The organism is Burkholderia sp. HI4860 (assembly GCF_002223045.2).
In the GTDB taxonomy this organism is placed as follows: domain Bacteria; phylum Pseudomonadota; class Gammaproteobacteria; order Burkholderiales; family Burkholderiaceae; genus Burkholderia.
In genome coordinates this window covers 134,831-159,553 of sequence record NZ_NKFO02000003.1, presented here as the reverse complement: position 1 = coordinate 159,553, position 24,723 = coordinate 134,831, and the positions used below count along the sequence as shown (strand labels likewise).

33 protein-coding genes and 2 tRNA genes are annotated in these 24,723 nt (G+C 65.1%); 21 read left to right on the top strand and 14 right to left on the bottom strand.

The window, feature by feature from the left end; all coding sequences use genetic code 11:
* Position 1: 1 nt before the first annotated feature.
* The 7 genes from CFB34_RS15820 to CFB34_RS15790 form a co-directional block, all read right to left on the bottom strand.
* A complete protein-coding gene (locus CFB34_RS15820) occupies positions 2-694 on the bottom strand; it encodes an amino acid ABC transporter permease (RefSeq protein WP_006484207.1) in 693 nt (230 codons plus the stop codon).
* Positions 695-816: 122 nt separating this feature from the next.
* A complete protein-coding gene (locus CFB34_RS15815) occupies positions 817-1,611 on the bottom strand; it encodes a cystine ABC transporter substrate-binding protein (protein WP_039358847.1) in 795 nt (264 codons plus the stop codon).
* Between the two features lie 100 nt (positions 1,612-1,711).
* Positions 1,712-2,749, bottom strand: coding sequence for a quinone-dependent dihydroorotate dehydrogenase (locus tag CFB34_RS15810; protein ID WP_021161559.1), 1,038 nt, complete (start codon positions 2,747-2,749; stop codon positions 1,712-1,714).
* An 80-nt stretch (positions 2,750-2,829) separates the two neighbouring features.
* The gene (locus CFB34_RS15805; RefSeq protein ID WP_089439993.1) at positions 2,830-3,678 is read right to left on the bottom strand and encodes an arginyltransferase; all 849 of its coding nucleotides are present in this window, start codon (positions 3,676-3,678) and stop codon (positions 2,830-2,832) included.
* Between the two features lie 33 nt (positions 3,679-3,711).
* A complete protein-coding gene (gene aat, locus CFB34_RS15800) occupies positions 3,712-4,476 on the bottom strand; it encodes a leucyl/phenylalanyl-tRNA--protein transferase (protein ID WP_089439994.1) in 765 nt (254 codons plus the stop codon).
* An 11-nt stretch (positions 4,477-4,487) separates the two neighbouring features.
* Positions 4,488-5,033, bottom strand: coding sequence for an NUDIX hydrolase (locus CFB34_RS15795; protein WP_089425269.1), 546 nt, complete (start codon positions 5,031-5,033; stop codon positions 4,488-4,490).
* Between the two features lie 186 nt (positions 5,034-5,219).
* Positions 5,220-5,296, bottom strand: a tRNA-Met gene (locus CFB34_RS15790).
* 197 nt (positions 5,297-5,493) lie between these two features.
* Between CFB34_RS15790 and CFB34_RS15785 the strand changes: the two genes are divergently transcribed.
* The 3 genes from CFB34_RS15785 to CFB34_RS15775 are packed head-to-tail and all read left to right on the top strand — an operon-like array spanning position 5,494 to position 7,519.
* The gene (locus tag CFB34_RS15785; protein WP_011351856.1) at positions 5,494-5,991 is read left to right on the top strand and encodes a heme-degrading domain-containing protein; all 498 of its coding nucleotides are present in this window, start codon (positions 5,494-5,496) and stop codon (positions 5,989-5,991) included.
* Positions 5,992-5,994: 3 nt separating this feature from the next.
* A complete protein-coding gene (locus CFB34_RS15780) occupies positions 5,995-6,333 on the top strand; it encodes a multidrug efflux SMR transporter (protein WP_039358831.1) in 339 nt (112 codons plus the stop codon).
* Between the two features lie 31 nt (positions 6,334-6,364).
* Positions 6,365-7,519, top strand: a complete 1,155-nt coding sequence (locus CFB34_RS15775; protein WP_089439995.1) for an enoyl-CoA hydratase/isomerase family protein — start codon at positions 6,365-6,367, stop codon at positions 7,517-7,519.
* Between the two features lie 116 nt (positions 7,520-7,635).
* Here the strand turns inward: CFB34_RS15775 and CFB34_RS15770 are convergent, their stop codons facing one another.
* On the bottom strand, positions 7,636-8,064 hold the full coding sequence (locus tag CFB34_RS15770) for a hypothetical protein (RefSeq protein ID WP_006484223.1): 429 nt from the start codon (positions 8,062-8,064) through the stop codon (positions 7,636-7,638).
* 341 nt (positions 8,065-8,405) lie between these two features.
* On the opposite strand from CFB34_RS15770, the gene ssuD reads away from it, so the two are divergent.
* From ssuD to CFB34_RS15730, 8 genes are all read left to right on the top strand, one after another.
* Positions 8,406-9,563: an FMNH2-dependent alkanesulfonate monooxygenase gene (gene ssuD / locus CFB34_RS15765; RefSeq protein ID WP_089439996.1), complete on the top strand. Its 1,158-nt coding sequence runs from the start codon at positions 8,406-8,408 to the stop codon at positions 9,561-9,563.
* Between the two features lie 17 nt (positions 9,564-9,580).
* Positions 9,581-10,393: an aliphatic sulfonate ABC transporter permease SsuC gene (ssuC, locus tag CFB34_RS15760; protein ID WP_089439997.1), complete on the top strand. Its 813-nt coding sequence runs from the start codon at positions 9,581-9,583 to the stop codon at positions 10,391-10,393.
* A complete protein-coding gene (locus tag CFB34_RS15755) occupies positions 10,390-11,349 on the top strand; it encodes an ATP-binding cassette domain-containing protein (RefSeq protein ID WP_089439998.1) in 960 nt (319 codons plus the stop codon). Before ssuC ends, CFB34_RS15755 begins: the two co-directional genes overlap by 4 nt.
* Before the next feature lie 57 nt (positions 11,350-11,406).
* Positions 11,407-11,622, top strand: a complete 216-nt coding sequence (locus CFB34_RS15750) for a TOBE domain-containing protein (protein ID WP_006476104.1) — start codon at positions 11,407-11,409, stop codon at positions 11,620-11,622.
* A gap of 142 nt (positions 11,623-11,764) precedes the next feature.
* Complete coding sequence (locus CFB34_RS15745; RefSeq protein ID WP_027787628.1) at positions 11,765-11,962, top strand: hypothetical protein; 198 nt, start codon at positions 11,765-11,767, stop codon at positions 11,960-11,962.
* A 55-nt stretch (positions 11,963-12,017) separates the two neighbouring features.
* A complete protein-coding gene (locus tag CFB34_RS15740; protein ID WP_089439999.1) occupies positions 12,018-12,263 on the top strand; it encodes a hypothetical protein in 246 nt (81 codons plus the stop codon).
* A 130-nt stretch (positions 12,264-12,393) separates the two neighbouring features.
* On the top strand, positions 12,394-13,380 hold the full coding sequence (gene dusA, locus CFB34_RS15735; protein WP_071334403.1) for a tRNA dihydrouridine(20/20a) synthase DusA: 987 nt from the start codon (positions 12,394-12,396) through the stop codon (positions 13,378-13,380).
* Positions 13,381-13,437: 57 nt separating this feature from the next.
* Positions 13,438-13,513: transfer RNA gene (locus CFB34_RS15730), tRNA-His, on the top strand.
* A gap of 267 nt (positions 13,514-13,780) precedes the next feature.
* Here CFB34_RS15730 and CFB34_RS15725 read toward each other — a convergent pair.
* Positions 13,781-14,473, bottom strand: a complete 693-nt coding sequence (locus CFB34_RS15725; protein ID WP_242808664.1) for a VUT family protein — start codon at positions 14,471-14,473, stop codon at positions 13,781-13,783.
* A gap of 2 nt (positions 14,474-14,475) precedes the next feature.
* Between CFB34_RS15725 and CFB34_RS15720 the strand changes: the two genes are divergently transcribed.
* Both CFB34_RS15720 and CFB34_RS15715 read left to right on the top strand, forming a co-directional pair.
* Positions 14,476-14,883: a hypothetical protein gene (locus tag CFB34_RS15720; RefSeq protein ID WP_143329442.1), complete on the top strand. Its 408-nt coding sequence runs from the start codon at positions 14,476-14,478 to the stop codon at positions 14,881-14,883.
* Between the two features lie 240 nt (positions 14,884-15,123).
* The gene (locus CFB34_RS15715) at positions 15,124-15,639 is read left to right on the top strand and encodes a GNAT family N-acetyltransferase (RefSeq protein ID WP_089440001.1); all 516 of its coding nucleotides are present in this window, start codon (positions 15,124-15,126) and stop codon (positions 15,637-15,639) included.
* 75 nt (positions 15,640-15,714) lie between these two features.
* Here the strand turns inward: CFB34_RS15715 and CFB34_RS15710 are convergent, their stop codons facing one another.
* A complete protein-coding gene (locus CFB34_RS15710) occupies positions 15,715-16,179 on the bottom strand; it encodes a hypothetical protein (RefSeq protein ID WP_089440002.1) in 465 nt (154 codons plus the stop codon).
* A gap of 324 nt (positions 16,180-16,503) precedes the next feature.
* Between CFB34_RS15710 and CFB34_RS15705 the strand changes: the two genes are divergently transcribed.
* Complete coding sequence (locus CFB34_RS15705) at positions 16,504-16,905, top strand: hypothetical protein (RefSeq protein WP_089440003.1); 402 nt, start codon at positions 16,504-16,506, stop codon at positions 16,903-16,905.
* Between the two features lie 209 nt (positions 16,906-17,114).
* A complete protein-coding gene (locus CFB34_RS15700; RefSeq protein ID WP_089440004.1) occupies positions 17,115-17,741 on the top strand; it encodes a hypothetical protein in 627 nt (208 codons plus the stop codon).
* A gap of 430 nt (positions 17,742-18,171) precedes the next feature.
* Here CFB34_RS15700 and CFB34_RS15695 read toward each other — a convergent pair whose 3' ends face one another.
* On the bottom strand, positions 18,172-18,915 hold the full coding sequence (locus tag CFB34_RS15695) for a DUF695 domain-containing protein (protein ID WP_089440005.1): 744 nt from the start codon (positions 18,913-18,915) through the stop codon (positions 18,172-18,174).
* 86 nt (positions 18,916-19,001) lie between these two features.
* Between CFB34_RS15695 and CFB34_RS15690 the strand changes: the two genes are divergently transcribed.
* The 5 genes from CFB34_RS15690 (at position 19,002) to CFB34_RS15670 (ending at position 21,547) form a co-directional block, all read left to right on the top strand.
* Positions 19,002-19,385: a VOC family protein gene (locus CFB34_RS15690; RefSeq protein ID WP_089440006.1), complete on the top strand. Its 384-nt coding sequence runs from the start codon at positions 19,002-19,004 to the stop codon at positions 19,383-19,385.
* Positions 19,386-19,431: 46 nt separating this feature from the next.
* Entirely contained in the window at positions 19,432-19,740 is a 309-nt protein-coding gene (locus CFB34_RS15685; RefSeq protein WP_089440395.1) for a phosphatidylserine/phosphatidylglycerophosphate/cardiolipin synthase, read from the top strand.
* 208 nt (positions 19,741-19,948) lie between these two features.
* Positions 19,949-20,191, top strand: a complete 243-nt coding sequence (locus CFB34_RS15680) for a hypothetical protein (RefSeq protein WP_089440396.1) — start codon at positions 19,949-19,951, stop codon at positions 20,189-20,191.
* Positions 20,192-20,369: 178 nt separating this feature from the next.
* Positions 20,370-20,912 carry an aspartyl-tRNA synthetase gene (locus CFB34_RS15675; protein WP_089440007.1) on the top strand — a complete coding sequence of 181 codons (543 nt, stop codon included), beginning with the start codon at positions 20,370-20,372 and terminating at the stop codon, positions 20,910-20,912.
* A 161-nt stretch (positions 20,913-21,073) separates the two neighbouring features.
* Positions 21,074-21,547 carry a VOC family protein gene (locus CFB34_RS15670; protein ID WP_089440008.1) on the top strand — a complete coding sequence of 158 codons (474 nt, stop codon included), beginning with the start codon at positions 21,074-21,076 and terminating at the stop codon, positions 21,545-21,547.
* A gap of 66 nt (positions 21,548-21,613) precedes the next feature.
* On the opposite strand, the gene CFB34_RS15665 is transcribed toward CFB34_RS15670, so the two are convergent.
* Complete coding sequence (locus CFB34_RS15665; RefSeq protein WP_089440009.1) at positions 21,614-22,585, bottom strand: sensor domain-containing diguanylate cyclase; 972 nt, start codon at positions 22,583-22,585, stop codon at positions 21,614-21,616.
* Between the two features lie 265 nt (positions 22,586-22,850).
* Here CFB34_RS15665 and CFB34_RS15660 point away from each other — a divergent pair, with 265 nt between their 5' ends.
* Positions 22,851-23,069: a hypothetical protein gene (locus tag CFB34_RS15660; RefSeq protein WP_089440010.1), complete on the top strand. Its 219-nt coding sequence runs from the start codon at positions 22,851-22,853 to the stop codon at positions 23,067-23,069.
* Positions 23,070-23,175: 106 nt separating this feature from the next.
* Here CFB34_RS15660 and CFB34_RS15655 read toward each other — a convergent pair whose 3' ends face one another.
* Positions 23,176-23,799: a phospholipase D family protein gene (locus CFB34_RS15655; protein WP_089440011.1), complete on the bottom strand. Its 624-nt coding sequence runs from the start codon at positions 23,797-23,799 to the stop codon at positions 23,176-23,178.
* A gap of 338 nt (positions 23,800-24,137) precedes the next feature.
* Positions 24,138-24,626: a helix-turn-helix domain-containing protein gene (locus tag CFB34_RS15650; RefSeq protein WP_089440012.1), complete on the bottom strand. Its 489-nt coding sequence runs from the start codon at positions 24,624-24,626 to the stop codon at positions 24,138-24,140.
* Positions 24,627-24,723 lie beyond the last annotated feature (97 nt).

The following is a 24,723-nucleotide window of genomic DNA, read 5'->3' as shown; positions in this document are numbered from 1 at the left end:
CTCAGTGCCGCGACGGCAGCGACAGGCGCTTTTCGTACCAGCGCTGCACCCATTCGAGGATCTGGCACAGGATCCAGTACACGGCCGCCGCGGCGAGATAAAGCGGCAGCGGCTGATAGGTTGCCGCGATTACTTCCTGCGCGCTGCGCAGCAGTTCGGTCACGGTAATCACGGACACGAGCGACGTGTCCTTGATCAGGCTGATCAGGCTGTTCGACAGGCTGGGCACCGCGATGCGCAGCGCCTGCGGGCCGATCACGTAGCGCAGCGTCTGCCCCCACGACAACCCGAGGCTGTACGCGGCGAGCCATTGGCCGCGCGCGATCCCGTTGATCGCGCCGCGCATGCTTTCCGACATGTAGGCCGCGACGTTCGCGGACAGCGCGATGACGCCGGCGGGCGTCGGGTCGAGCGAGATCCCGAGGCTCGGCAGCCCGTAATAGATGACGAAGATCTGCACGAGCAGCGGCGTGCCGCGCATCAGGCTCACGTACGCGCGTGCCAGCCACGCGAGCGCGTTGACCCAGATGCGTTCGAAACCGTCGAGCGCTTCGCTTTGCCGGATGCCCATCATCGCGAGCACGACGGCGCCAAGCAGGCCGAACACCATCGACAGCACGGCGAACTTGACGGTCAGAACGGCGCCCTGGGCGAGCACCGGCAGCGATTGGACGAGCAGGGACGTTGTCGACATGGAATACGAATCGAATGCGTGCGCGAAAGCGCAATCATAAACCGGACGCATAAAACAAAGGGCGGCATCGTGACGGATGCCGCCCTTTCCGGCCCGCCGTCAGGCGGGAAATGCAGGCGTGCTTACTTGATCGGCTTCGTCACGTCGATGCCGAACCACTTGTCCGAGATCTTCGTGAAGGTGCCGTCGGCCTCGAGTTGCGCCATCGCGTCGTCGATCGCCTTCTGGAACTTCGGGTTGCCCTTCTTGAACGGGATGCCCGACGGGTTCGCCGAACCGACGTTCGCGCCCGGGCGCAGCGGCAGTTGCGAGTTCTTCGTCAGGTACGCGAGCATCAGGCGGTCGTTGAGCGCCGCATCGAGACGGCCGGCCGCGAGATCGCGCAGGTACTCGGGCGCGCCCGGGTACGTCTTCACGTCGATGCCCGGCACCGACTTCGCCATGTCCATGTAGTTCGTGCCGAGCGCGACGCCGAGCTTCTTGCCCTTCAGGTCTTCCAGCGACTTGAAGTCACGCGTGTCGTCCTTGCGCTGGATCAGCTGCGCGGACGAGTACGTGTACGCCGGCGAGAAGTCGAGCGTTTCCTTGCGCTTGTCGGTGATGCCGACCTGGTTGGCGATCACGTCGAACTTGCCGGCCTGCAGGCCCGCGATGATGCCGCTCCATTCGGTCGTCACGAATTCGGCCTTCACGCCGAGCTTCGCGGCCACGGCCTTCGCGATGTCCACGTCGAAGCCGACGAGTTCGCCTTGCGGGTTCTTCGAGTTGAACGGCGGGAACGTGCCTTCCAGGCCGACCCGCAGCGTGCCGCGTTGTTTCACCTGGTCGAGGAGGTCGGCCGCATGCGCGGTGGCAGCGGCGAACGACGTGCCGATCAGGCCGGCAACCAGCAGCTTCTTCAGCAGCGCAATCTTCATCGTGTGTTTCCTTGCCCTGTCCGGGTCATTGATTCTGATAACGGGGTCGATCATAGCAAAAATGCAATCGACTTTTAAATATCGTTTGTTTATGCCTATATTACGCGGTGCGTTCGCGGGCGACGGCCTTCACGCATTCCGCGACGAGCGCGGGACCGCGGTAGATGAACCCCGTATAGAGCTGCACCAGCGCCGCGCCGGCCGCGAGCTTCGCCCGGGCATCCTCGCCCGAGAAAATGCCGCCGACGCCGATGATCGGCACTTCGCTGCCGACTTCGGCGTGCAGCTTGCGGATCACTTCGTTCGACGCGTCGAACACCGGGCGGCCGGACAGGCCGCCGGCTTCGTCCGCATGCGGCAGGCCCTGGACAGCCGCGCGCGACAGCGTCGTGTTGGTGGCGATGACCGCCTCGATCTTGTGGCGCAGCAGCGTGTCGCCGATTTCCTTGACCTGTTCGTCGTCGAGATCGGGCGCGATCTTCAGCGCGAGCGGCACGAGCTTGCCATGCAGGTCGGCGAGGCGCTGCTGCTTGTCCTTCAGCGCCGCGAGCAGCGCGTCGAGTTCGCCCGCGCCTTGCAGCTGGCGCAGGTTCTTGGTGTTCGGCGACGAGATGTTGATCGTCACGTAGCTCGCGAACGGGTACACGCGTTCGAGGCAGTACAGGTAGTCCTCGGCGGCGCGCTCGATCGGCGTATCGGCGTTCTTGCCGATGTTCAGGCCGAGGATGCCGCGATAGCGGGCCGCCTGGACGTTCTTCACGAACTGGTCGACGCCGTGGTTGTTGAAGCCCATCCGGTTGATCAGTGCTTCGGCCTGCGGCAGGCGGAACATGCGCGGGCGCGGGTTGCCGGGCTGCGGGCGCGGCGTGACCGTCCCGACCTCGATGAAGCCGAAGCCGAGCGCCGCGAGGCCGTCGATGGCCGCGCCGTCCTTGTCGAGGCCGGCCGCGAGACCGACCGGGTTGCGGAACGTGAGCCCCATCACGGTGCGCGGCGCGTCAGGCACGCGGGCCGACAGCGCGCAGGCAAGGCCCGTGCGGCCGGCCGCGCCGAGCGCGCGCAGCGTGAGGTGGTGAGCGTCTTCCGCATCCATTTTGAACAGGGATGCGCGGGCCAGCGGATAGAGGGAACTGAACACGGGAATTGGGCGGACAGCCGGAATGAATGACAACCCGCTATTTTACCGGGAGTTGGGCGGCAGGGGCGCGCTTCGCTTCGTCACCCCCGCTGCGCGCGACAGCCCGAGCCGGAATGCCCGCCCGGCAACGGCGCACGGGCCAGCGCCGCATCGACGGGCGGCAGGTCGATCCGTTCCGGATCGAGTATCTTCCAGCGGCCGTCGATCAGACCTTCGAGCGGGTGGAAGTTCGCCTTGTAGGCCATCTTCGGGCTCTCGCGGATCCAGTAGCCGAGGTACACGTAGGGCAGGCCGAGGCTCTTCGCCTGCTCGATCTGCCACAGGATGTTGTAGGTGCCGTAGCTCGTGTGCCGGTCGTCGGGCTCGAAGAACGTGTAGACGGACGACAGCCCGTCGCCGAGGATGTCGATCATGCTGACCATGCGCAGCTTCCCGGGCTCGCCGCCCGGGGCGTCGAGGTCGCGGAATTCGACGAGGCGCGAGTTGATCCGGCTCTGCAGCAGGAATTGCTCGTACTGGTCGCGGCTGTCGCGATCCATGCCGCCGCCCGCGTGGCGCGCGGACTGGTAGCGCATGTAGAGCGCGTAGTGTTCTTCGTCGTAGTGCAGCGGCGAAACCGTCGCGACGAGCGTGCGATGGCGCTTCCACATCCGGCGCTGCGTACGCGACGGCGCGAACGCGGCGACGGGGACGCGCACCGGCACGCAGGCACGGCAGCCGTCGCAGTACGGACGATACGTGAAGACGCCCGAGCGCCGGAAGCCGGCCTTCACGAGCTCGGTGTAGATGTCGGAGTTGATCAGGTGGCTCGGCGTCGCGACTTGCGAGCGCGCGACGCGGCCGTCCAGATAGCTGCACGGATAGGGCGCCGTTGCATAGAATTGCAGCGCCGAAAGCGGTGAAAGCGGCAGCTCAGTCGGGTGAGTCATGGGCAGCTCTCGTTGCAGGGAGGGAGTGCCGCGCTAGCGCTCGATTCCGGAGGGGGCCGCCGTTTCGGCGCGGCCCGTCAGCGCGGCGAGCACGCGCTTGTCGAACTGCCACGGAATCGGCGGTTCGGCTACCGCGCTGCGCACGTGAGCGACAAAGGCCTTGCGTGCGATCTCTCGGCCGCCGAGCGACGCTAGATGCGACGTATTCTGTTGGCAGTCTATCATTTCCAGCCCCTGCTCGCGAAGGTGCGCGACGAGCGTGGCCAGCGCGATTTTCGACGCATCGGTCGCGTCCGCGTACATCGACTCGCCGAAAAACATCCGCCCGAACGATACGCCGTACAGGCCCCCGACGCGCCGCCCGTCGTGCCACGTCTCGATGCTGTGTGCGTTGCCGGAGCGGTAGAGCGACGTGTATGCGTCGATGATTTCGGCCGTGATCCACGTGCCGCGCTGCCCACGGCGCGGCGCCTGCGCGCACGCGCGCATCACGCCCGGAAAGTCGTGGTCGACCCGCACTTCCCATTCGGGCTCGCGCAGCACGCGCTTCAGTGTCTTGCGCAGCGAGGGCGATACCTTGAATTCGGCCGGCACGAGGATCATGCGCGGATCGGGGCTCCACCACAGCACGGGCTGGCCGTCCGAGTACCACGGGAAGATGCCGCGCAGGTACGCGTCGATGAGGCGCGAGGGTAGCAGGTCGGCGCTCGCGGCGAGCAGCCCGGGCGCGCCGGTCGCGGGACCGAGCGCGCGTTCGATGGGCGGAAACGGATCGTCCGGGCCGAGCCAGGGGACCATGGGGCGGGGGCTCAGCCGTTGCGCAGCGAGCGGAAGATATCGCCGGTGTGCACGCCGTAGTCGCCCGCGGCGCGATCGGCGAAGAAGAACCGCAGGGTCTGGCTGACGGTCGGGAACGCGATTTCGTCCCACGGGATGTCGGCTTCGTCGAACAGCTTCACTTCGAGGCTTTCCTCGCCGGCCTCGAACGCCGGATCGGTGAGCCGCGCGAGGTAGAACAGGTGGACCTGGTGCACGTGCGGCACATTGAGCAGCGTGAACAGGTTCTGCACCTCGACGCGCGCGCCGGCTTCCTCGAGCGTTTCGCGTGCGGCGGCTTCGGCCGTCGTCTCGCCCATTTCCATGAAGCCCGCGGGTAGCGTCCAGAATCCGTAGCGCGGTTCGATCGCGCGGCGGCACAGCAGGATCTGGTCGCCCCAGACCGGAACCGTGCCGACGACGTTGCGCGGATTCTGGTAGTGGATCGTGCCGCAGTGATCGCAGATGAAGCGCTCGCGGTTGTCGCCCGGAGGAATGCGCGCGATGACTTCGTGACCGCAGACGGAGCAGAATTTCATGTCGAGTGGAAGGGACGAGGTGATGCGAGTGTATCACCGGGGCGCGGCATTCTTGAACGCCTGCGCGTGCGCACGGCATGGGGTGCGAAGCGGAGGGTAGGTGTACGCGAAGAGGGCGCGGCGCCCGGGCGCGGAAAAACAAAAAGCCCGGCGCGGAGCCGGGCTTTTTGCGTAATTCTGGACGGTTGGTTGCGGGGGTAGGATTTGAACCTACGACCTTCGGGTTATGAGCCCGACGAGCTGCCAGACTGCTCCACCCCGCGTCCGTCGAAGAAATGAATTATAAGGAGTAACCCGAATGCGTGCAAGCGTTTTCTGACAATTTCTTGTCGCTGCTTGTGGGGCCGGTACGGCGGGTGCGTGCGCTAGAATCGAGCGGTTTGTTTCGTTTCTTCGGCAGCGGGGCCATGCGCGATCGTTTCGGCGCTGTTGCGACTCTCATTACTGTATCGACGGATTCATGGACATCGCTCACGATCTGCAATCGATCGGCGCGCAGGAACAGGCGCTCGTATTTCCCCATTTCGACCCGGCCCGCGCGTGGGCGCTCGGCAACCGGATGCACGCGCTCGCGACGTCGCGCGGCCATGCGATCGCGATCGACATCGTCACGTTCGGCCAGCCGCTGTTTTACGCGGCGCTCGCTGGCGCCACGCCCGACAATGCCGACTGGGTACGCCGCAAGCGCAACGTCGTCGCCCATTTCCGCCGCAGCTCGTACGCGATCGGCCTGCGCATGCAGCAGGCCGGCGCGACGCTCGCCGACAAGCACGGGCTGCCGATCGCCGAATATTCGCCGCATGGCGGCTCGTTCCCGCTGACCGTCGCCGGTGCCGGCGTGATCGGCTCGATCACCGCGTCGGGGCTGCCGCAGCGCGCGGACCACGAATTCGTCGTCGAGGCGCTCTGTGCCGAGCTCGGCCACGACTACGCCGTGCTGGCCCTCGCGAGGAGCTGAGCGATGCAGCTTCCCGGTTACGCATGGCTCGCGATCGCGATCGTCGCGGAAGTGATCGGCACGTCGGCGTTGCGCGCGGCGGACGGCTTCACGCGCCTCTGGCCGTCGTTGCTGGTCGTGGCCGGTTATGGCATCGCGTTCTACTGCCTGTCGATCACGTTGCGCACGATGCCCGTCGGCATCATCTATGCCGTCTGGTCGGGCGCGGGCATCGTGCTGATCACGCTCGTTGCGATGCTGCTCTATCGCCAGGTGCCGGACTTGCCGGCCGTGATCGGCCTCGGCCTGATCATCGCCGGCGTCGTGGTGCTGAACCTGTTCTCGAAGATGCAGGCGCACTGAGCGTGCGACTGCCATTTGCCGGATGACCCTCATGACCGATTCCACTTCCGCTGCCGTTTCCGCCGAATCCGCTCAGCCCGACGTGCGCGCGACTGTCGCGAACCGCATCGGCTTTCTCGAACTGAACCGGCCGAAGGCGCTGAACGCGCTGTCGGTCGGCATGATCCGGCTGATGCAGCAGGCGCTCGACGCGTGGCGCGACGATCCGGAGGTCGTCGCGGTCGTCGTGCACAGCCCGCATCCGCGCGCGTTCTGCGCGGGCGGCGACGTGCGCTTCTTCCACGATGCGTGGCAGCGAGGCGACCGCGATGCGGTCGACACGTTCTTCATCGAGGAATACACGCTCAACCACACGATCTTCACTTACCCGAAGCCTTATATCGCGCTGATGCACGGTGTCGTGATGGGCGGCGGCATGGGGATTTCGCAGGCGGCGCGGCATACGGGCGGCCTGCGGGTCGTGACCGACTCGACGAAGATGGCGATGCCTGAAACCCGTATCGGCCTGTTCCCGGACGTCGGGATGAGCTGGTTCCTCGCGCGCACGCCCGGCGCGCTCGGCCGCTATCTCGCCGTGACCGGCGCGACGCTCGACGCGGCCGGCGCGCTGTACGCGCAGCTCGCCGACGTCTATCTGCCCGATGCCGCAGTGCCGGCGCTGCTCGACACGCTGCGCAGCGCGCGCATCGCCAGCGGCGAGCAGGCGGTCGCGTGCGTGGCCGACGCGGCGGCCGCGCACAAGGTCGTGCCGACGCCCGACACGTCGGCGCTGGCCGACGCGCGTGCCGGAATCGACCGGCATTTCGCGCAGCCGGACATCGGTGCGATCCTCGCGTCGCTCGACGCCGAGCAGGACTGCGCCGCTGTCGACGGATGGGTCGAGAAGGCGAGCCACGCGATGCGCGAACAGTTGTCGCCGCTGTCGATGGCCGTCTCGCTGGAAGTCGTCGAACGTGCACGCGGCGCAACGATGGCCGATTGCCTGCGACGCGATCTCGATCTCACGCGCTCGACGTTCGCGCGCGGCGACGTGATCGAAGGCGTGCGCGCGCTGATCGTCGACAAGGACCACCAGCCGGCCTGGCGTTTCAAGTCGTCCGCCGATATCGATCGCGCGGACGTGCTCGCGATGTTCGACAGCCCGTGGATGCCGGACACGCATCCGCTGCGGAAGCTGCAGGACTGACATCGGTCGGACTGACCGAAGCGCGCTGGAAACGACAAGGCCGCCTGCACGAGCAGGCGGCCTTTTTCATGGGTGCCGACCGGTGGGTGGCGAAGGGCGCAGCGCTTGCCGCCGCGTTATTCGTCGCCTGCGTCGTCCGACATGAACGCGCGCATGAACACGAGGGCGCCGAAGCCCCATACCGCGTTCGCCGCGAAGCCGGCCGCGAGCACGGGCATCATGTTGCCCGACGGCCAGATGCCGCGCAGCGGATCGATCGCGAACACGCGGGCGGCCGTCAGCACGATGCCGCCGAACACCAGCGCGCCGATCCACGAGGCCTCGCGCTCCGGCGAGACGCGCAGCAGCCACGCCATCGGGATCGCGCAGCACGCGCTGATCAGCGCATTCGCGACAAATTCAGGAATGCCGAGCGGCGCGAACGGCTGCGTGGAGAAGCCGGTTGCGGCGATCAGGTCGGCCGTATGAAGGAGGGCGAGCGTGGCTTCGCGGAAGAACAGGGCGGCCAGGAAGCCGGACAGGAATGGCAGGATGACTTTCTGCATCGATGAGTGCACCGCAGGCGCGCACGGCCGGGGCCGTCCGCGCGGAGTTATTCGGATAGGTGCGCCATTATAGGGCCCGCCCGCCGCGATATTCGCTCCAGCGTCGTGCTAATCACGAAAGCGGAAAACCTAAGCTCAAAAAAATCGTTCCAAAGCCCTGCACCGATCCCTAGACTGATTTCCCAGAAACAGCCGTGCAATCGCGTCCTCGCCCGCTGCACGGCCTGACCGGCGAGCCATCCCGATTCGAACGCACACCATGCATGCGCCGCGCATCCGCGACGCGAGCAGGGCGGTGTCTTTTTCAAATTCCGGCAAGGACAGTCAAGCAGGAGCAGCAGATGAATGTGTTCTGGTTTATCCCCACGCACGGCGACAGCCGCTACCTCGGTACGGCCGAAGGCGCGCGCGCCGCGGATTACGATTACTTCAAGCAGGTCGCGGTGGCGGCCGATACGCTCGGCTACGAGGGCGTGCTGCTGCCGACCGGCCGTTCCTGCGAGGATGCGTGGGTCGTTGCGTCGAGCCTCATCCCGGCGACGCAGCGCCTGAAATTCCTGGTCGCGATCCGTCCCGGCATCGCGTCGCCGGGGCTGTCGGCGCGGATGGCCGCGACGTTCGACCGCCTGTCGGGCGGCCGCCTGCTGATCAACGTCGTGACAGGTGGCGATGCCGCCGAGCTCGAAGGCGACGGCCTGTTCGCGGATCACGACACGCGCTATGAAATCACCGACGACTTCCTGAACATCTGGCGCGGGCTGCTGTCCGCGTCGCACGACAACGGCGGGTTCGACTACATCGGCAAGCATCTGCAGTCGAAGGGCGGCAAGGCACTGTATCCGCCCGTGCAGCGTCCGCATCCGCCGCTGTGGTTCGGCGGCTCGTCGCCGGCCGCGCACGAGATCGCGGCCGATCACATCGACACCTACCTGACCTGGGGCGAGCCGCCCGAGGCCGTCGCGAAGAAGATCGCCGATATTCGCGCCCGCGCCGAGGCGCGCGGCCGCAAGATCAAGTTCGGCATTCGTCTGCACGTGATCGTGCGCGAGACCGAGGACGAAGCATGGCGCGACGCCGAGCGCCTGATCAGCCGCCTCGACGACGAAACCATCGCACGCGCGCAGAAGGCGTTCGCGAACATGGATTCGGAAGGCCAGCGCCGGATGGCCGCGCTGCACGGCGGCAAGCGCGGCGGCCGCGAGGCGCTCGAGGTGTATCCGAACCTGTGGGCCGGCGTCGGCCTCGTGCGCGGCGGCGCGGGCACCGCACTCGTCGGCAACCCGGAGCAGGTCGCCGAGCGCATGCGCGAATACGCGGATCTCGGCATCGAGACGTTCATCCTGTCCGGCTATCCGCACCTGGAGGAGTCGTACCGTTTCGCGGAACTCGTATTCCCGCTGATCAAGGGCAACGGCGTGGCGAAGGCGACCGGCCCGCTGTCGGGCCCGTTCGGCGAGATCGTCGGCAACAGCTATCTGCCGAAAGCGGCCCAGAGCTGAGCGACAGGAGGCCTGCGATGACAACGAAAACGTCGACGACGGCCGCGGCCGTGGCCGCCCGCGCATGGCGCGGCGTCGCGCCGTGGCTCGTGCCGCTCGCGCTGCTGGCGGCATGGGAAGTCGGCGCGCGCATCGGCTGGCTGTCGACCCGCGTGCTGCCCGAACCCGTGGCGGTCGTGCGAGCGGCCTGGTCGCTCGTGACGTCGGGTGAAATGTGGGCGAACGTGAAGGTGAGCACGTGGCGCGCGCTGTTCGGTTTCGCGATCGGCGGCGGCGTCGGCCTCGCGCTGGGGCTCGCGACCGGCTTGTCGAAGGCGGCCGAGGTCGCGCTCGATTCGACGATCCAGATGATCCGCAACATCCCGGCGCTCGCGATGATTCCGCTCGTGATCCTGTGGTTCGGCATCGACGAGAAGGCGAAGCTGTTCCTCGTCGCGCTCGGGGTGTTCTTCCCGGTCTACATCAACACGTATCACGGGATCCGCTCGGTCGATGCAAACCTGATCGAGATGGCGAAGAGCTACGGCGTACGCGGCTTTGCGCTGTACCGCGACGTGATCCTGCCTGGTGCGTTGCCGTCGATCCTCGTCGGCGTGCGCTTTGCGCTCGGGCTGATGTGGGTGATGCTGATCGTCGCGGAAACGATCTCCGCGCAGTCGGGCATCGGCTACATGACGATGAATGCACGTGAATTCCTGCAAACCGACGTGGTGGTGGTCGGCATCCTGCTGTACGCGGTGCTTGGCAAGCTGGCCGACGTGCTGGCGAAATGGCTCGAGCGCGTGACGCTGCGCTGGCACCCCGCTTATCAATCAGGAGCAAAGGCATGAATGCGACGACTTCGGCGGCCGCCTACGGCCCGCTTGCCGGCGCAGACCTCGAGGCCGAACTGGCGCAGGCGCGTGTCACGGACGGCGATGCGCGGGACGCAGCGGTTCTCGAACGTGACGCCGGCGCATCCGTCGTTCCGCTCGCGCGGCGACGGCCGGGAAGCCCGGCCCCCGACGATGCCGTGACACTATCGGGTGTCAGCAAGCGCTTCGGGGCACGCACGGTGCTCGACAACGTCGAGCTCGGCATCGCGCGCGGCAGCTTCGTCGCGATCGTCGGGCGCAGCGGTTGCGGGAAATCGACGCTGCTGCGTCTCGTCGCGGGACTCGAGCAGCCGAGCAGCGGCACGCTCGAAACGCGCGGCGAGGGCGGCGGCGAACTCGATACGCGGATCATGTACCAGGATGCGCGCCTGCTGCCATGGAAGACCGTGCTGCAGAACGTGATGCTGGGCCTCGGACGCGGCGCGCGCGACCAGGCACGCGCTGTGCTCGATGAAGTCGGCCTGCTGGAACGCGCGAACGACTGGCCCGCGCAACTGTCGGGTGGCCAGCGGCAGCGTGTCGCCCTGGCCCGTGCGCTCGTGCACCGGCCCCAACTGCTGTTGCTCGACGAGCCGCTCGGCGCGCTCGACGCGCTGACCCGCATCGAGATGCACGCGCTGATCGAGCGGTTGTGGCGCGAGCATCGATTCACTGCGCTCCTCGTCACGCACGACGTGCAGGAGGCCGTCGCGCTCGGCGACCGCATCCTGCTCATCGAGCAGGGGCGGGTGGCGCTGGATCAGCCGGTGCCGCTCGACCGGCCGCGCGCCCGCGCGTCGGCCGCGTTTGCGGCACTCGAGGATCGCGTGCTGAAACGCGTGCTCGCCGGCGGGCCCGGTGCGGCCGACCACGACGCACCGCATGAAGCAGACAACGTTCGACCGGTCGGGCAGATCCGCTGGGCCGTTTAAATCCGGGCGGCAGCGGCCGCCCGTTCTGAGATCTTTTTCTTCGGAGCGATCAACCTGATGAGCATCACTGCAATCAACGTACGTAACCAGTTCAAGGGCAAGGTCAAGGAGATCATTCGCGGATCGGTGGTGTCCGAGGTCGACGTCGAGACGCCGTTCGGCATCGTCACGTCGGTGATCACGACCCGTTCGGTTGACGAACTCGAACTGAAGGTGGGCGCGGAAGTCGTCGCGCTCGTGAAATCGACCGAAGTCTCGATCGCGCGCCTCTGAGCCCGCGTGTGCTGCACCGGCGCGGCGCCGCGGGCAACCTGCCCGTTGGCGCCGCTTGGCATTGGCGCAGCGCGTTTGCCTTGGTATTCGACGTCCGGACGAAGTGCTAGGATGGAGCGACACCGATGCCGGAGGCCAACGCATGACCCCCATCCTTTCCCCCGAAGCCATCGAGGCGCTGAAATGGATCGACCAGTTCGGTGAAAGCCGGCCGGTTCCCGCTGCGTTCGACGACGTCGTCTACGCGTTGCTGAACGAGGGGCTGATCTACCAGGCGGCGGCCGACCGGGTCGACCTGACGGCCGATGGCAAATCCTTTTTATCCGACGAATACGATTGAGCGCACGGCGCCGGCCGCCAGGGCGGCCTGGCGCTGCGTCGCCACGGAGCGTGCGATGGAACCGAGAGGCAGCGACCTCGGCGATTTCAGCGAGCCGTACCGCGGCTTCGAGATCGAGGTGAAGACCGAGCAGGTCTGGGACGGCGAGCATGCGCATTACCGCGTGCTGCAGGGCGATGCGGTGCGGATCGACTGGCGGCTCGTCAAGGTCGACGGGATGCTGCTGACCGAACGGCGCGTGATCGAGCGCGTGCTCGACGAGGCCCGGCGGGCGGTCGATGCTGAGCTGTGCGAGGGGTAGCACGCGTGCCGGGCAGGCACGGCCCGTGTTGCGGTAAAATACCGGGTTGTTTCCGCGCCGCCAGGCCTGTTGCCCGAAATCCATGTCCGTACCGTCTTCACTTCCTCCCCGCCGCGTATCCGTCGCGCCCATGCTCGACTGGACCGACCGGCATTGCCGCTCGTTCCACCGTACGCTGACGCGCGACACGTGGCTGTATACGGAGATGATCACGACGGGCGCGCTGCTGTTCGGCGATGCCCAGCGGCATCTCGCGTTCACGCCGAACGAATCGCCGGTCGCGCTGCAACTGGGCGGCAGCGAGCGGGACGATCTCGCGCGCGCGGCGAAGCTCGGCGAGCAGTGGGGCTATGACGAAATCAACCTGAATTGCGGATGCCCGTCCGAGCGCGTGCAGCGCGGTGCGTTCGGCGCGTGCCTGATGAACGAGCCGCAACTCGTTGCCGACTGCGTGAAGGCGATGCGCGATGCGGTGTCGGTGCCGGTCACGGTCAAGCACCGGATCGGGGTCGATGCGGTCGAGGACTACGCGTTCGTGCGCGACTTCGTCGGTACGGTGGCCGAGGCTGGCTGCGAAACGTTCGTCGTGCATGCGCGCAATGCGATCCTGAAGGGGCTGTCGCCGAAGGAGAATCGTGAGATCCCGCCGCTCAAGTACGACTATGCGTATCAGCTGAAGCGCGATTTTCCGTCGCTCGAGATCGTCATCAACGGCGGTATCACGACCCTCGACGAGGTAGCGCAGCATCTCGAGCATGTCGATGGCGTGATGCTTGGCCGTGAGGCGTATCACAACCCGTACGTGCTCGCCGAGGTGGATACGCGCTTCTACGGGTCGACCGCGGCGGTGCCGACGCGCGAAGAGGCCGAGGCGAAGCTGATCGAATACTGCGCGGCCGAACTGAAGCGCGGAACCTACCTCGGCGCGATCGTGCGGCACGCGCTCGGACTGTATCGCGGCATGCCCGGCGCACGCGGCTGGCGTCGTGTGCTGTCCGACAACAAGAAGCTCGCGCGAGCCGATCTGGCCGTGTTCGACGAGGCGCGCGCGCATCTGAACGAGGCCGAAGAAGTTTTTGAAAAAAAAGCTTTGCAAGATTCAAAAGTGTTCGTATAATCTTGTTCTTCGCTGCTGAAACACAAAAGCAGCGAAGAACAAAAAGCAGTAACAGTGGTGGCTGTAGCTCAGTTGGTAGAGTCCAGGATTGTGATTCCTGTCGTCGTGGGTTCGAGTCCCATCAGCCACCCCACAGAATTCCAAGCGGTATCAAGTTGTTAAAACGGCACTGTCCTAAAAGACAGTGCCGTTTTTGTTTTGGAATTCCAAAATTCGGAATGACAGACCTCGTCGCTTTACGATCTTCATTCGATGGTTATGCCGTCCACGCAGCCGACCAATAACACGACACTCCGGTATTTGTTCCGTGATCGTGAACTTGGTCGAGACGAGAAACGTCCGGACGAACAGAAGCGGCGACCTCGGCAACGAACAACGCCGCTATATGCGCAACCCGTGCTTAACGATCGGCCACATTACTCGCGATCCCCGCCTGACCCGGTCGAGTGTTTCGAAAAACCACCCACGACCACAACGCGCCTCCCGCCACCTTTGCAACGAACTGCAATGCGGCGATCGTCGGAAACACTGCCCCGAACGCAATAAGCGGAAAGACGATGGAGTCGACAGCCGCACCCGCGACGTTCGCTCCGTTGGCGCGCGCCAGTATCGGAAAACGACGTGCGAGTTGAAACACGATTGCACTCGCGACGGCTGCCGAACCGAACGCTACGAGAGACGCGACGGCGATTTCCTTGGCAGCCGGATTGAGCGCGTAACTGACGACGCCGGCCGCTGCGATCAACGCAAGCATCCTTGACCAAAGTGCGCGGCCGCGCCAGTCCAGGTGAAGACGGTCTCGAATCGCGAGATCGAGTCCGATCAGAAAGAACGCGATGATCGGTGTAGCAGCGGGTCCGAAATGAGCGACCATCAGGTTCGCGACAGCGACTGCTGCGATATAGATCAAGACGTACATGATTTCACTGCAGTGAAGAGTGCGCGCTGCGCCGATTCGGAGCCGAAGTTTGCCATACATGGCCGATTGAACGGAGTGCTGCTTCGCTACGAGCAAGCCGGGTGGAACTGCGCGATTGGCGAACAGCCGGAGTTGCGAGCGACAGATTATCGTCACTGCGCCGCCGGTTTTCATCCATGGATCTTCGACGCGAGATGGGATGGTCGTATCCCGTCGCCATGATGTTTCGAAGTTTCCTGTCCCAGCTAAGGTTCTCGCGCCCCGTGCCGTTATCTTCCATGGACAGCCCTCGTGCCTCGAATGCTGATCCGTTTTCTTGCCTGCTCGCGTTCCGCGTGAGCAGGCTTTTTTCGTTCCTGGCCGCGCTTTGCCGCATGAATGGCGGAATGGGACAGGGAGTTGGCGTGAACCGAGGGCGCGCAACAGTCTTACATTGGTGTAATGTGTCGCCTTCCTCGTGCCCGCATGCTTTGCAGGGCCGTTCGATCCCGGCGACCGATGATGGTGTCGGGATTTTTTTTGCCTGCATTCCGTTGCGCGGGCAATGCGTTGCGGCGACGTCCGGCGGGCAGGCGCTGACGTGATCGCGTCAGCCGCGACCAGGACGAGCTCCGGCGAACGTCACGAGCCAGCGGATGGCGACCGTGCATGCAAGGTACGCGACGATAATGTGCGGAGTGCGATGCCTTGATTTCGTCGTCCCGGGACTCGCCGACACGGTATCGTTCGAGCGCAGCGTCGTTGAGGGTTGCATACCGCAACGCGCGGTACATTTTGCGGCGAGACGTACCGATCAAGAGAACAAGCTGAAGGAGTGACCACCGATGCCGGCAACCCGGGCCACGCTGCGTGCCGCGACAGCGCAAGACGCACACCACATCGCTCGCCTGCACACGCTGAGCTGGCAAACCGCATACAGCCACATCCTGCCGGCTCCCTATCTGGCCGACGAGGTCCCGACGGAGCACGCAAACCGATGGCGGCACTATCTCGATCGCAATGAAAAAGAGTGGGGTCTCGTGCTGATCGCCGACGCGGATGGCGAGCCCGTGGGTTTCGTCAGTGCCGAGCGTCCTGTCGACCCGGTGCTGGGCGTGTTGCTCGACTGCCTGCACGTCCATCCTTCGCATCACGGAAGCGGCACGGGCAAGCGCATGATCGACGCCGTTCGTGTCTGGGCGCGCACGATTGGCGCGCACAAGGTCCACCTGAAGGTGCTGGAGGACAACGTACGCGCAATCGGTTTCTATGAACACAACGGATGGCAACTCGCGGGTATCGAGACGAGCCGCATCGGCCAGACGGTGGTCACCGACCGGATCTATGCGATACAGGCGTAGCGGCCTGGCGACATTCGAGCGAACGGTCGCACGATGTGCGGCCGTCGCCGGGCGAAGGCCGAACGGGCTCCGTCGCTACTCGCCGCAGTACCGCACGAGCAAATCGGCTTCCGTCTCGTGCACCTCGACGGGCAGGGTCGTTGCGCCTGCATAGGCCAGATAGCGTGCGCGATGCTGGCCGTTGCGGAACGACGCGACGCCGACCTTCGACAGGCCGGGGATGCCGAGCAGCGTTCGCGTTCGCGTCTCGCGAAACGTGATGTATGGCATGTCCGCAATCCTGTCCTGTTCAGGATCGAGGAATTCGCGAATGCCCGCGGCTTTTCCAGGGGCCCAGTACAGAACGGACGGGAGCACGTAGTCCGTCGTGTCGCGGTCGGCACATTCCAGCAGTTTCGGCAGGTCGATCGTCACGACCCGATGGCGCGTATCGTCAGACGAGAATACCCGCTTGAGGTGCGTGTAGGCATAGGGTGTGTGCCCGGGAAGCTGGATAACCCAGACTTCTACGCCATTTTCGTGTGCGTGGGCGAGTGCCATTGTTTCCTCTGATGCCGCGAGCGGCCTTATTGATTCCAGTTTAGCAGCGCGATTGCGGCGGCGAGGCAGGACAATACCCGAAAGAGGAAATCGGAGCGATTCGCGGCAGAATCTGAGCCGCCAGCAAAAGCGCGGAGGAGAATGGTGGGCAAATCGATTGCGCTCATGTGTCGGCGATCGATATCGACAGGTCACGAGAATATCTCGATACTGCCCGAGGACATGATGCGCCGCGCGAATTTCATCGAAGATTCATACAGTGTCGAGGAACAGGATGCGCGGCTCATCGTAAGTACGGCACTGGCAGATTGACCGGAGAAAACCATGTCGTCGAAACTTGAAATCGAGTACCTCGATTACTGTTTCACCGCGATGCTCGAAATCAGGGCGTCCGGTCGGACAGGCGTTGTCGACTGGCATCTCGAATCCGATTCGCGAAGCAAGACGCTTGCGTGGATCGTGTTCGATCGCTTTCTCGAGCGACATGATTTCGCTGATGAAGAGGATGCGCGCGCTAACATCGTCGACTGGCTGGAGCGACTGGCCGATCCGCGCTCGGGCGCGCCGGTCGAAATGGCGAACGCGAATGCGAATGCGGTTGCTGCCGGGGCGGTGGCGACGGGCGTATCGACCACATCGACTGCCGAAATCGTCGGCGAAACCGTCATCGATATCGCTGGCGACCTCGACTGGATAGAGCGGGTCGCAGAATGGCTTTTCAGCTGACCGTCACGATGACGAAACCCGGTTGTCATGACGCGCGTCCCGGTGTTCGAAAAATACGGTTTCGAAAAAGTCGGTACCGGAAAATGAAGCCCCAATCGTGTCGATCGGAAAAATAGAATAAACCTGCTTTGACAACGCCTGCGACTTACCGGAAACTGGGTTCGGGCTGAAAATATCCGATTGAATTAAAACAAAATAAAACTCCAGAAATGAAAAGAAGAACGCTGCTGACGGCGGGCGTGATCGTTGTCGCTGCCGGCCTGACAGGCTGCACTGCAATGCTGTTCGAAGACGGCCATTACGAAGAGACAGTCGACCGATTCCTCGTCAGCGAGGACGGCAAGAAATTCGTCGTGCTCGGCAAGAAATATCACTACATCTTCGAGATGCCGGAGCATCTCGGCGCGGTGCTGGCATCGCCTTACCGGAAATCGATCGAGGCGTCGCTATCTGGGTTCGTCGCGCAGGGCAGCAAGATTTCGGGCGATTTCTCGCTGCGGCTCCATCGCGATGACATGACCAATGAGGATTGGAATCGTGCGCTGGAGGACGGCTTCACGAAGCTCGGAGACTGGGATCTCGGGATGAAGGGTGAACTGGCCGGATCGCGCTATCTCGCCGATGGTTTTGCGCAACGCAAGACGTGGTCGTCGTTTGCGCATGCGTACAAGATCCCGGTCACCGACCGCATCACGACGGCGGGCAAGGCCGTGCGCGTGCTAGCGACGCCTGTCACGCTCGCAGCCGACGGCGTGATGATGATCGGGGCCGTGGTGCTGTCACCCGTCATCGTGGTGGTGCTCGCGCCGGTCGCGGGCGTTGCGCTCGGACCGTGACGCGATCCGCGCGGCACGCGAGCGAACCAATTGCTGCGGCATTGTCACCAAATGGTGAGTTGCCGCACAGATCGTTGCGCGGCCCACGCTCACAATTTGGCCGGTTGACCGTTCTTCCCCGGCCCGGTCAACCGTTTCCCCGCTCGCTCGCGCAGGAGCGGGGGCTTTTTGCCCGTCCGACGCGGGGAGGCTGCGTCGACGGAACCGGACGGGCGTCCGGCGGGCGGCGTGAGCGCATCGATTGCGCACCCCGGCATCCGTTCGCCTGATCCGCACGAATCGCTTTCCTCGTGCCTGAGCGAACCCTCAGGCCCATCGCCGGTTTCGGCCGGTGATGCCTTGGTCCCGGCGGCGCGCAAGCATGCCGCCGGGATATTTTTTGCGCTGGATGCGTTGCATCACGTGTCGCACAGTGGGCAGGTCGACCCGCTCAGCCAGCCTGTTCCACGCTGGTTTCCCATCCGTCGTAATCCCCTCCGAGTGCACGCACTTCGTGGTTGATCGCGATCGTATGGCGCGTGATGTCGGCCAGCGCCATGGTGCCTTCATGTGAAAACCGGACCGCCGACTTGCCGTCCTCGGTGGGCGCCACCGATTCGACCGGATAGCCTTTCGATTCGGCCCAGTCCGCGAACTGATGCGCGTCGCTCGGGTCGGGGAAGTACGCCCAGTGCATCACGCGCCGACTTACGTCGCTGGCGTCGCCTTTCTTGCGCAATTCGTCCAGCACGCGCATGTCGCGCATGATCAGCCAGTCGTCATCGGTCGGGTAGAGCGTCTGCCAGTACGCTTCCTTGTCCGGATCGTCCTGATGCGCGTACTGCAGGGCGTAAGTCGTCTGATCGGCCAGCGCGTCGACGATCTCCGCCGCTGCCTCTTGGTCGAACGGCACGTAGAAGAGGAAATCCCGATGGCCGTCGACGGTGATGCGGCCAACCTGCACGCCCCCTTTCGCTGTGATCGTGGCGTCGAGCAGATCCTCGATCGTCGCGAGGTCGGTGAATTCGTCGCCGGTCGGCAGGCCCTCCGGTGTCGGATGCGCAAAGGGGACGCGCACGCTGAGCAGCGACGTACGCGGATCGCCTTCGGCGATTTCCGCAAAGCTGTGGTTGAAGCTGATGAAAGCCTGATGGTCGCCCATTCTGGCAGGGAAGGTTCCCCAGGCGTCGGTCATGTGTTTCTCCCGTGCACGATTGTCTGTTGACGGTTGTAAAGCGTCCCAATGTATCATCGAAAATCACGTGGGCCGGAGAAGCGCGCATGATCGCGAGTCTGGGCATTCTGGTGCCGGTCGAAGACGATCGCTTCCGGGCGGTGGTGGATTTCTATCGGTTGGCGCTCGCGCTGCCCGTGCATGCCGAAGGCGTGTCGGCTGCGGGGAATCCGTGGCATCGCTTTGTCTTGGACGGGGCGACGCTGACCATCCATACGGGTAGCGGTGGCAAGTTTCCGTATCCTGAGTTTCGTCCGACTGGCCATGGCATTGCGTTGGCGATCGAAGTCGCGCACGTGTCGGAAGCCGTCGCGCGACTTGAGTCGTGTCGCGTCAGTATCCTGAACGAGTGGGACTACGGCGACGGCACGATCGCGATTTCCGTGGCCGATCCGGCGGGAAACGTCTGCGAGATCTGGGGCCGTCCGTGATCGTGTATCGGTGCGGCGGGCCGCAAAAAATTCGAAGGAGATGCCGATGTCGATGTTTGCGGTGAATGGCGTGCGAATCGATCCGCTCAGCGCGCGCGTGACGCACGTGCGCTGGGCGGCCGTGAATCCGGCTGACCGGTCGTGGGCGGCGACGCCCAGCGAAGCACCGGTGGCAGATGTGGCGCGTGCGCTCGCGTCCGGTAACGATGTCCGCGCAATCTTCTCGGCAGCGGACGCCACCGCGATCGGGCCCCGGCTGAAGCGCGTGCTGTATCGCGATGCATCGGAAGGCATCGAACTCGACATCGATGCAACGAACGAGTCGCGCACTTTGCGCGACCTGCCGCAAATCTGACCGGCGCGGCATGCGTCAGCGATAACGGGTGCCGCCGCATGGAGGGTGGCACCTGGCCGAACGGCCGCTCGCGCGACGTCGATCGCGAGGAGTAGTATTGGATGACTGTCATGCTGCATTGGCGGTTGCGCCGAACGGTCTGACGGGGCACGTGATCTTGAGCGAGCCCGTTTTACCGGAAGCGAATATCGCAAACGCGTACGAGACCATGTCCAGACCGCTCCTCGCCCTGTCGGCATCCGCGCTTTGTCTGGCGCTGTCGGCTTGCCAGACCGCGCCCGAGCCGCCTCCGTTACCGTCGCCCGACACCGCGTCGGCTGCCGCGGCCGTGCCGGCATCGTCGCCGTCCGAGCCTATCCGTGGCGTCGGCCAGGCACCTCATCTGGCAGGGCAGAGCCACTGGGCCATTGGTCAATGCACGACCAACGGTACCGTCAAGGTGTGCAACTGAACATGACCGATGCCGACGGAGCGTGGCCCGTTCCACGCGGACGAAGGCGCGTTGTCGTGCGTCGATACTTACCTTCACCGATCCCGACCGTTTTCCGGCGACGGGCCGCCTGTCTCGGCGCGTCGATCGGATACCCGGCCTCGATGAGCGGGTTGTCGTCGATGTGAGCGATTGCGCGATGAACGACGAAAGCGAAACCACCGATTCCGGCCGGCATGTCGATCCCGATGCGGGAACCGTCGTCGGCCCGTTGCCGGTGATGCTGGCGGTCGACGGCCGGAGCCTGAAAGGAAGGGCGATCGCGTGCGCGGTGCTGGCCGTGGCGAGCCTGTGCGGTTACGCGGCCGCGCCGGCGCTTTGGCCCGTGGCGGTACTGGCCGTGTTGCTGGCGCTGGCGGGGGCCGCCTTCTTCGTGTCGTCGCGGCGCAGGATGGCGCTGCATGTCGACGAGACGGGCTTCAGGCTGGTCGGGGCTTTGCGCGAGCAACCCGTCACGCGATGGCGTGACGTCACCGAATTCCGGATCATCAGCGTTGCCGGAAATCGCTACATCGGCTACCAGTTCTCGGCGCTTTCATCGCGCAACAAGGTACCGGGTGGGGTGATGCTGCCGATCGCCCGGTTTGCCGATCTGCCGCTCGACGCGGTGGCCGGATTGCTGGAGGCATGCCGCCGGCAGTTCGGCGTACCGGACAACGAGGCCGACCTGACGGGCCGATGACGCCCGATGCGGGGAACCCATGTGCGCCGATACCGGGAAAACAAAAAAATGTCGGCCGCCGTGTCGATTTCCGCCGGGTTCGTCCGTCGTAGCATCGGAGGCGTGCGCATCGCGCGTCCGTCCCGATTCCGATACGACAACCGCCCGAAGGAGCGACACCCATGTCCACGTCCGTCAAACCGATCCCGGAAGGGATGCGCACGCTGACGCCGCACCTGATCTGCGCCGGCGCAACCGCAGCCATCGACTTTTACAAGCGTGCGTTCAATGCGAGCGAACAGTTTCGCCTGGCGATGCCCGACGGCCGGCTCGCGCACGCGTGCCTCGTGATTGGCGATTCGACACTGATGCTGGTGGATGAAATGCCCGAGCACGGCGCGCTCGGGCCGAAGGCACTGAAAGGCACGCCGGTCTGCCTGCACCTGTACGTGCCGGACACCGACGCGGCGATCGCGAAGGCGGTCGCGGCCGGCGCGACGGTCACGATTCCGGCGGCCGACATGTTCTGGGGCGATCGCTACGGACAGGTCGAGGATCCGTTCGGCCATCGCTGGTCGCTCGCGACGCATCAGCGCGACCTGACGCCCGAGCAGATCGCGCAGGCCATGGCCAGCGCGCCGCCGTGCGGAAGCTGACGCAACCACGCAACACCAATTGAGCAACGGGGCGGCGGCGCGTGCCTGCGCCCGTTCCGTCCGCGCTTACGCGCCGGTCGACTTGCCGCGTTGCTTGTGCTCGTACATCCGTTGATCGGCCGAGGCGAGCAGGTCGGCCACGTCGCGATGGTGCGCGGGATCGTAGTCGACATGCCCGACGCTGAACCGGATGTCATAGCCGCGTGCGTCGGCCGCGTTGCGCAGCGCGAGCGCCCGCGTCACGCGTTCGACCGGCTCGGCCACGTCGGCCGGATCGGTGGCGCTCAGCAGCACGACGAATTCGTCGCCGCCAAGCCGGGCGATCACGTCGCTGTCGCGCAGCGCGCCCGTCAGCGTGTCGGCGAAGGCCTTGAGCGCGTGGTCGCCTTCGGCGTGGCCAAAGCGGTCGTTGATCGACTTGAAATCGTTCAGGTCGAAGAACAGCAGCACCGCGTGACGGTCGAGGCGATCGCACAGGCTCAGCACGTGGCGGGCGAGAATCTCGAAGCCGCGCCGGTTGGTCAGTTGCGTGAGCTCGTCGGTGGTCGCGAAATGCAGTGCGGCGATCTCGCGCTCGGTCATGTGGGCGAGATCGCCGAGCAGCGCGAGCTCGTCGGGTTCGAGCGAGCGCGGCCGCGTGTCGATCAGGCACAGCGTGCCGATGGGTGCGCCGTTCGGTGCCGTGATCGGCCGACCGGCGTAGAAGCGGATGCCGGGCGCGCCGGTGACGAGCGGGTTGTCGTGGAAGCGATTGTCGTTCAGCGCATCCTGGATCACCATCGTATGGCCCTCGTGCAGCGCATGGGCGCAGAACGACACGTCGCGCGACGTTTGCGTGACGTCGAGCCCGGCATGGCTCTTGAACCACTGGCGATCGTCGTCGACGAGGCTGACGAGGGCGATCGGTACGTCGAACAGCCTGCGTGCAAGACGCGTCAGGCGATCGAAGCGCTCTTCGGGCGGCGTGTCGAGGATCGAGAGCGAATGAAGCGTATCGAGCCGGGCCGCCTCGTCAGCCGGTTTCGGGGCGATTTGCATGGGCCTTGTCTTTTGTTCCGGCTGCGAGGCCGGTTACGGGATCGTATGTCGGACAGTATCGCGCATTGTTCCGCGCATCGCCACGTTGCCAATCCGCCGACCGGTGGTTTCGGCCCGGCACGAATCGATGCAGATCGGGTGAGAAGCAGGCGCCATGGGGCCGCGTTTCGCCGAGATGCGCAATCGGCGGCGCGATACCTCAAGGTACCCCGGCGCAGTGCCGTAAACAGGGCGAGTCCATTCGTTCATCGCCTCCCACCACACCATGGTTCGATTTCTGTACGCGGGCTATCTCGCGTTTGCGCTGTATCTTCTTTATCCGATGGTTCAGAACACGCTGGCATTCGGCGTCGTTTGCGTGAGCAGCGCGCTGCCCGGCGGCTTGCCGCCGTCGTCGGCAAGCGGCGCGAGCGGACAGGCGAATCGCTGTGCGCCGACGACGCAGGCCGGTGCGGCGACCGGGCGGGCGCCCGACATCCATTGAGTGCGGCGGCGCGCTGGCCATTCGGCTGAATTGAGCTTCGCGCCACGCTCGCCGATCATCAGTACCACGGCGGATCGAACACGGGGCGCGCGCCGCGCGGCCTGCCTCAGTAGCTGGAGTGGTACGGCGTGCCCTGGTCGAAGCGGCTTTGCCAGTGCGTGAGATAACGCGACGCGAGTTGCGGGTTGTTCCACACCACGACGACGTTCTCGGAATTGCGGCTGGCTGCCGATGCGCTGTAGTTGAACGAGCCCGTTTCGACGTGCTCGGCGTCGATCACGAGGTACTTGTCGTGATGGATCGCATAGGCGTCGATCGTGCGCGTCGGGATACCCGCGTTGACGAGCAGGTTCAGCGCCTGCTTGCTGCTCTTGGCGCGATTGCCCTTGTCGTCGACGACCACCGCGACATTCACGCCGCGTCGCTTCGCCGCGAGCAGTGCGCGCGTGACGGGCGGCGACGTGAACGAATAGGCGGCGACGCGGATCGAGCTGCGCGCGGCGCCGATCGCTTTCAGCACGAGCGCTTCGGCACCGCCATCGGGCGAAAACGCCGATTCGACGACCTGGGTCGCGGGCGCTTCGTGAGTGGGGGCCGGCAGCCAACGCGACACCAAGTCGATCGCCTGCTGGAGCAGCGATTCACTTTGCGTCTTGCCGAAGGCGGCGTACGGAGTGGCGAGCAGGGAGGCGGCGAGACAGGCAGCGGCGAGGCGATTGCGCGACAACATCTTGGACAGCGAACAATTTCGAGACAGCGGGCCGTGAGTGTAACGCAGACGTGGCGGCCTGGTCACGTGTGGATGAGACGGGACGACGCATCGCGATGACCGTGATCGCAGGGGCGGTGATGCAAAGTTGCGTTGTACAGGATCCGAGTGCGTGATCGGGTTGATCGACGGATGCAGGCGATAGCAGCGCGCGATTGCGCGTGCGATGGTGGTGGAATGGCAGCGTATAAGCCATGCGCGCGCGGCCGGTTGGGCATGATGCGGCACGCAACAGCAGTGTGAGTGCGACTAACGATCCGTGTGCGCTACGCGTTCACTCATGAATGCACGACGCAGCATCAATCCTCGGCCGCGGGCGCCCCGGCTGCCTCGGCTGCTATCCAACCGGGGCCACGCTCCGGCTGCACGTCGCGCGCGTCGAGCGGCTCGCCGCACGCGGAGCATACGGTGACCGCATGCATCAGATGGCCGCACGTGCGGTGACGCAACTGCACCGGCGGCCCCTGGCCGTCGTCTTTCCAGCGGTCGCCCCACGCCGTCAGTGCGAGCAGGGTCGGGTAGAGGTCGAGGCCCTTGTCGGTCAGCCGGTATTCGAACCGCGGCGGCCGCTCTTGATACGCGCGCTTGACCAGCACGCCTTCGTCGACGAGTCGCGCGAGCCGCTCGGCCAGCACATGACGCGTGAGGCCAAGCTGGGTCTGGAACGCGTCGAAGCGGCGGCAGCCGAGGAACGCGTTGCGGAGGATCAGCATGGTCCAGCGGTCGCCGAGCACGGCGAGCGTACGCGCGACTGAACAGTTCAGCGTGCCGATGTCATCCCATTTCATCGTCGAGTCTCTTGCATCCTTGGCGGCGGTTCAGCGAAACAGCGGGTTCGATTATAGAACCCGCCTTCGGTTGTAACGGGCCCGGCCACGTTGACAA

Excerpts from the sequence above, each read along its gene's own strand:
- CFB34_RS15720 (WP_143329442.1), top strand. The coding sequence starts at position 14,476 with ATGGATCTTCGACGCGAGATGGGATGGTCGTATCCCGTCGCCATGATG.
- dusA (WP_071334403.1), top strand. The coding sequence starts at position 12,394 with ATGCTCGACTGGACCGACCGGCATTGCCGCTCGTTCCACCGTACGCTG.
- CFB34_RS15820 (WP_006484207.1), bottom strand. The coding sequence starts at position 694 with ATGTCGACAACGTCCCTGCTCGTCCAATCGCTGCCGGTGCTCGCCCAG.
- ssuD (WP_089439996.1), top strand. The coding sequence starts at position 8,406 with ATGAATGTGTTCTGGTTTATCCCCACGCACGGCGACAGCCGCTACCTC.
- CFB34_RS15780 (WP_039358831.1), top strand. The coding sequence starts at position 5,995 with ATGCAGCTTCCCGGTTACGCATGGCTCGCGATCGCGATCGTCGCGGAA.
- CFB34_RS15740 (WP_089439999.1), top strand. The coding sequence starts at position 12,018 with ATGGAACCGAGAGGCAGCGACCTCGGCGATTTCAGCGAGCCGTACCGC.
- CFB34_RS15770 (WP_006484223.1), bottom strand. The coding sequence starts at position 8,064 with ATGCAGAAAGTCATCCTGCCATTCCTGTCCGGCTTCCTGGCCGCCCTG.
- CFB34_RS15685 (WP_089440395.1), top strand. The coding sequence starts at position 19,432 with ATGTCGATGTTTGCGGTGAATGGCGTGCGAATCGATCCGCTCAGCGCG.
- CFB34_RS15750 (WP_006476104.1), top strand. The coding sequence starts at position 11,407 with ATGAGCATCACTGCAATCAACGTACGTAACCAGTTCAAGGGCAAGGTC.
- CFB34_RS15700 (WP_089440004.1), top strand. The coding sequence starts at position 17,115 with ATGAAAAGAAGAACGCTGCTGACGGCGGGCGTGATCGTTGTCGCTGCC.
- CFB34_RS15650 (WP_089440012.1), bottom strand. The coding sequence starts at position 24,626 with ATGAAATGGGATGACATCGGCACGCTGAACTGTTCAGTCGCGCGTACG.
- aat (WP_089439994.1), bottom strand. The coding sequence starts at position 4,476 with ATGGTCCCCTGGCTCGGCCCGGACGATCCGTTTCCGCCCATCGAACGC.
- CFB34_RS15690 (WP_089440006.1), top strand. The coding sequence starts at position 19,002 with ATGATCGCGAGTCTGGGCATTCTGGTGCCGGTCGAAGACGATCGCTTC.
- CFB34_RS15745 (WP_027787628.1), top strand. The coding sequence starts at position 11,765 with ATGACCCCCATCCTTTCCCCCGAAGCCATCGAGGCGCTGAAATGGATC.
- CFB34_RS15755 (WP_089439998.1), top strand. The coding sequence starts at position 10,390 with ATGAATGCGACGACTTCGGCGGCCGCCTACGGCCCGCTTGCCGGCGCA.
- CFB34_RS15715 (WP_089440001.1), top strand. The coding sequence starts at position 15,124 with ATGCCGGCAACCCGGGCCACGCTGCGTGCCGCGACAGCGCAAGACGCA.
- CFB34_RS15805 (WP_089439993.1), bottom strand. The coding sequence starts at position 3,678 with ATGACTCACCCGACTGAGCTGCCGCTTTCACCGCTTTCGGCGCTGCAA.
- ssuC (WP_089439997.1), top strand. The coding sequence starts at position 9,581 with ATGACAACGAAAACGTCGACGACGGCCGCGGCCGTGGCCGCCCGCGCA.
- CFB34_RS15705 (WP_089440003.1), top strand. The coding sequence starts at position 16,504 with ATGTCGTCGAAACTTGAAATCGAGTACCTCGATTACTGTTTCACCGCG.
- CFB34_RS15710 (WP_089440002.1), bottom strand. The coding sequence starts at position 16,179 with ATGGCACTCGCCCACGCACACGAAAATGGCGTAGAAGTCTGGGTTATC.
- CFB34_RS15655 (WP_089440011.1), bottom strand. The coding sequence starts at position 23,799 with ATGTTGTCGCGCAATCGCCTCGCCGCTGCCTGTCTCGCCGCCTCCCTG.
- CFB34_RS15660 (WP_089440010.1), top strand. The coding sequence starts at position 22,851 with ATGGTTCGATTTCTGTACGCGGGCTATCTCGCGTTTGCGCTGTATCTT.
- CFB34_RS15675 (WP_089440007.1), top strand. The coding sequence starts at position 20,370 with ATGAACGACGAAAGCGAAACCACCGATTCCGGCCGGCATGTCGATCCC.
- CFB34_RS15775 (WP_089439995.1), top strand. The coding sequence starts at position 6,365 with ATGACCGATTCCACTTCCGCTGCCGTTTCCGCCGAATCCGCTCAGCCC.
- CFB34_RS15695 (WP_089440005.1), bottom strand. The coding sequence starts at position 18,915 with ATGACCGACGCCTGGGGAACCTTCCCTGCCAGAATGGGCGACCATCAG.
- CFB34_RS15795 (WP_089425269.1), bottom strand. The coding sequence starts at position 5,033 with ATGAAATTCTGCTCCGTCTGCGGTCACGAAGTCATCGCGCGCATTCCT.
- CFB34_RS15785 (WP_011351856.1), top strand. The coding sequence starts at position 5,494 with ATGGACATCGCTCACGATCTGCAATCGATCGGCGCGCAGGAACAGGCG.
- CFB34_RS15680 (WP_089440396.1), top strand. The coding sequence starts at position 19,949 with ATGTCCAGACCGCTCCTCGCCCTGTCGGCATCCGCGCTTTGTCTGGCG.
- CFB34_RS15665 (WP_089440009.1), bottom strand. The coding sequence starts at position 22,585 with ATGCAAATCGCCCCGAAACCGGCTGACGAGGCGGCCCGGCTCGATACG.
- CFB34_RS15725 (WP_242808664.1), bottom strand. The coding sequence starts at position 14,473 with ATGAAAACCGGCGGCGCAGTGACGATAATCTGTCGCTCGCAACTCCGG.
- CFB34_RS15670 (WP_089440008.1), top strand. The coding sequence starts at position 21,074 with ATGTCCACGTCCGTCAAACCGATCCCGGAAGGGATGCGCACGCTGACG.
- CFB34_RS15815 (WP_039358847.1), bottom strand. The coding sequence starts at position 1,611 with ATGAAGATTGCGCTGCTGAAGAAGCTGCTGGTTGCCGGCCTGATCGGC.